This window comes from Bacteroidia bacterium (assembly GCA_026932145.1).
Classification (GTDB): domain Bacteria; phylum Bacteroidota; class Bacteroidia; order J057; family JAIXKT01; genus JAIXKT01.
On record JAIXKT010000020.1, the window covers coordinates 6354 to 10556 of the forward strand.

The 4203-nt window shown below is 33.6% G+C and carries 3 protein-coding genes; all 3 read left to right on the forward strand.

The window, feature by feature from the left end:
• The first annotated feature begins 462 nt into the window (after positions 1-462).
• From LC115_05500 to LC115_05510, 3 genes are read left to right on the forward strand one after another with little or no spacing between them, the layout of a single operon-like run.
• Positions 463-786: a helix-turn-helix domain-containing protein gene (locus LC115_05500; GenBank protein MCZ2356133.1), complete on the forward strand. Its 324-nt coding sequence runs from the start codon at positions 463-465 to the stop codon at positions 784-786.
• Positions 787-792: 6 nt separating this feature from the next.
• Positions 793-3918: an N-6 DNA methylase gene (locus LC115_05505; GenBank protein MCZ2356134.1), complete on the forward strand. Its 3126-nt coding sequence runs from the start codon at positions 793-795 to the stop codon at positions 3916-3918.
• Positions 3919-3930: 12 nt separating this feature from the next.
• Positions 3931-4182, forward strand: a complete 252-nt coding sequence (locus LC115_05510) for a hypothetical protein (protein MCZ2356135.1) — start codon at positions 3931-3933, stop codon at positions 4180-4182.
• Positions 4183-4203: the final 21 nt, after the last annotated feature.

The window sequence follows — 4203 nt, forward strand, 5'->3', positions numbered from 1 at the left end:
CCGAGAAAAAAAACACCGGAATCCCAAAATAAATTTTGGTCTTCTCTTTTTTTTCTCGGAACTTCGTCAAGCGCTGCGATGTGCAAAAGTCTCCGCTTCGCTCCGCCTTTTGCACATCGGGCTCGCGGATTTGCAAAATTCCTACGGCTTTCATAGCTCCGCTATGAGCCTTCGGAACTTCGCAAATCCGCGAGCCCGTTAGGTGCAAGCGTAAGACAACGGCCAACAACTGGACTACAACCCGACAGAAACGGAGGACAAAATGCCAACGCTTCGCAAAATTAAAAGAGGTGTTTTGCCCACACACTTGCCGACACAAAAACACCACATTTAATTTTACCCAACCGCACCCAAGCCCACCCACCACCCTGACACTTTTCTGCCAAAGCATAGTTGCAAATTAGAAAAATTTTATTAGATTTGCGAATTATGGGTCAAATCATAAAATGTAAAACCTAAAATATGGCAAGTTTCGGACATTACATAAAAACAGAGCGAGAGCAAAGAAATTGGACACAGACTGAATTTGGAGCTAAAATTGGCATTAACTCAAGTGCGATTAGTAGAATTGAAAACGGAACTCAAAAATTCAGCAAATCCAAACTTCCCAACCTTTCAGAAGTGTTTCAAATTGACTTACAAAAAATTACTGACTTATTTTATGCAGACAAATTTGCTTTAGAAGCATACGAAAATCATTGCTCGGAGAATGTTTTTGTGGTTGCAGAAGATAATGTAAAGTACATTAAGAGTACCCACACAAAACAAGCCAAACTAAATTTTTAAGCCGTTATGAGTGAAGAACTTTTACAAAGAGATTTAATCAACAATTGCCAAAAGCTTGGCAAGTGGGATTTCTATAACATTGGTGCAACATCTGTAAAGGCATTAAAAGAACACGGCATTATTCGTAACGTAAATTACGGAGCTGAAGAAAAGAAGAAAGTTGACGGCTTAATCGTTCAGAAGAAAAATGTAATTGCAGTTATCGAATATAAAAAACCGTCCGAATTTAAAACAGTAGCACAGAAAAATAAGGCAATAAAACAAGAATTAGAAGTTGCCCGAAAACTGGATGCTCATATAATCATTGCGACTGACACTAAAGAAACTGTTTGGGTTAATGTTTTGACAGGCAATAAAATTAAGGACGAGAGCGGTAAAGATATAAAAACAAATTTTGACTTAAAAGACGAGAAATTACCCGAACTTATTGAGAAAATTATTTTTTCGATAAACGAATTAAATGACCAAATCAAACCTAAACAATTGGTTAATCCAACTGATTTAGCGAAACAGATTTGGCAGGACATTTGGTCGGTAAGTGGAGCAACACCCGAAAATTGTCTTTATACATTTGTTGAACTTTTTATTTTTAAATATTTAAGTGATTTAGGGGTATTGCAAGGAATGTATAACTTCAATACTCTTTATGATAGTTTTAGCGGAAACACAGAAGATGAAGTTTTAGAAACATATGCAAGTATTGTGCGTCCTAAAATTAAAACTTTGTTTCCTGAAAATCCAGCAGACAAAACAACAATTATCAATGGAACTATCTTTGTCAGCAAAGACCAAAAAGCTGTAAAAGGCTATAGTACAGTTTTCAAAAAAGTCTTGACCAAGTTTAAAGACTACGGAAAACTTGAACATATTGATTACGATTTCAAAAGCCAACTTTTTGAAAGTTTCCTTAAAGAAAGTATTAGCAAGAAAAATTGGGGGCAATTTTTCACACCTCTAAAAGTAGTTAGAGCCGTTGTAGAAATAGCAAAGGACGACATAAAAGTAGGTGCAAAAATTTGTGACCCAGCTTGTGGCGTTGGTAAATTCTTATTGGAGCCTGTAATTACAAAACTAGACCAGTTCTACGAAATCAAAAAAGGAAAATTAATTCCTAAAATTACTATTCACGGTTACGACAAAGGTTTTGACAAAGACGAACAAAAAACAATCATATTGGCAAAAGCCAATATGTTGATTTATTTTTCTGATATTATCAAAGAAAATCCAGGAATAACAACTGAATTTGCTCAACTTTTTAATGATAGCTTTTTACTCAAAACAAATTCAATTTTAGGAACACTCTCTGAACCTGTCGAAAATGAGTACGACCTTATTGTAACAAATCCGCCTTATGTAACAAGCGGAAGTAGTAATTTAAAAGAAGAAATTAAAAAGGACGGAACTCTCGTAAACTATTACAAAATCAATGCAATTGGTGTTGAAGGTTTGTTTATGGAGTGGATTATCAGAGCATTAAAACCAAACGGAAAAGCTTTTATAATTGTTCCCGATGGAATTTTCAATCGTCAAAATGACAAAAATTTAAGGCAGTTTATAATAGATGAATGTTATATTGATGGCATCATTTCATTACCACTAAACACATTTTTTACCACAAATAAAAAAACTTACATTCTTTGCTTAACTAAAAAAGCGAACAAAAAAGACATTCAGACTGACCCTGTATTCACTTATTTAGTAAGTGAAATGGGAGAAACAAGAGACGTTTACAGATTTGACATTGACCAAGATGATTTAAGCGAAGCTGTTACTTTGTATTCCTTTTTCAAAGGTAATAAGTCAAGTTTTGCGAAAATTAATACGGATAAAAGGTGTAAAATTCAGCCATTTGATTTGTTTAAGCCAGACAATCATTGGAGTATTGATAGGTGGTGGTCTAATGATGATAAAGTTAAATTAGGAATAATAGAAGAGGAAAAGCCTGTTGAAATAACAGTCTTTAGTAATTTAGTGAATGATATTTCCGATAGCTTAAAAGATTTTTCCAGTATCCTAAAAGAGGTTGCTGAAAAAAAAAAGCAAAAAGTAAATTTTAAGGAACTAAAATTATCTGATACTAATTTTTTTGAATTGAGTATTGGAAAAAGAGTTTTAAAGAAAGATATATACAACTCAAAAGGAACAATTCCAATTTTTAGTGCGAATGTCAAAGTTCCAATTGGAATGCACACAGATAATATCATACAAAATTTTAATAATAATTTTGTGTTGTGGGGTATTGATGGAGATTTTGAATTTAATGTAATTGGTAAAAACAAACCGTTCTATCCTACAGACCATTGTGGCATTATCAGAATAAAGGAGGACGAAATACTTCCTGAGTATCTAATGTTACAACTTGAAAAAAATGCAAAGCATTATGGTTTTGATAGAGGATTAAGGTCCTCTCTTAAAAATATGAAAGAAGTTGTTGTTAATATTCCTTTTAATTCCAAAAATAAAATCGACACAGAAAAGCAAATTGAGGTAATTGAAAAGTATCAATTTGTTGCCGAGTTAAAAGAAAATATTGAAAACTACAAAGAACAAATTAACAAGCTCACAATAGAATTAAATAGCTTAGTAGATTTTGACTTAGCCGAATTTAAATTGAAAGATTTATTTCATATTGAAAAAGGGCTTGCAAAATATACAAGGAAATATGGCAATCAGAATAAAGGAGACTATCCTGTTTATTCTGCATCAAATAATTCTCCATTAACTTACATTAATTCATATGATTATGATGGTCAATATTTGACTTGGGCGACTAATGGGTTTGCTGGATATATGATGCTTATTGATGGTAAATTTTCAATTAATGGCGATAGAGGTTTATTAAAACCCAAAACATCTAATATTAGTATTTCATACGTTAAAAATATTTTAGAACCACAATTACGCAGTTTGGCAAAAGGAAGAAAAGGAGAAAAGGGAGAAGATGAGTTTACCAAAGTTTATCCTTCGATGATAGAAAATATTGCAATTTCATTTCCTGTTAGCAAGAATAATGAGCCTGACATCAAATCTCAAATAGAAATTGCAGATAAGTACAATAAAATAGAAGAAATAAAAAAGAGCATAACGGAAGAACTTGAGAGAATTTTAAAAACAGAAATAGACTTTAATTAACCAACGCATTTAGTGACACATTTGTATTTTTTGCAACGCACTGACCAACGCCAAAAAATCCAAAAGAGCCACCAAGCCAACGCACAAAGACTGCAAACAATGGATAACAGAGCAACTACCGACAAAACGCCAGCACCTAACAGCGGTTTGGCAAAAGTGGCGGTTCAGTGCTCGTATGACAGTTTTGTGGTTCAACAAACAGTCGTGCTTCGCATCAACATTTGTAGTAAAAATCGCCACCTTCGCCAAGCCGCAAAACGTTGAGCGACATTACGCCTGCGGCGT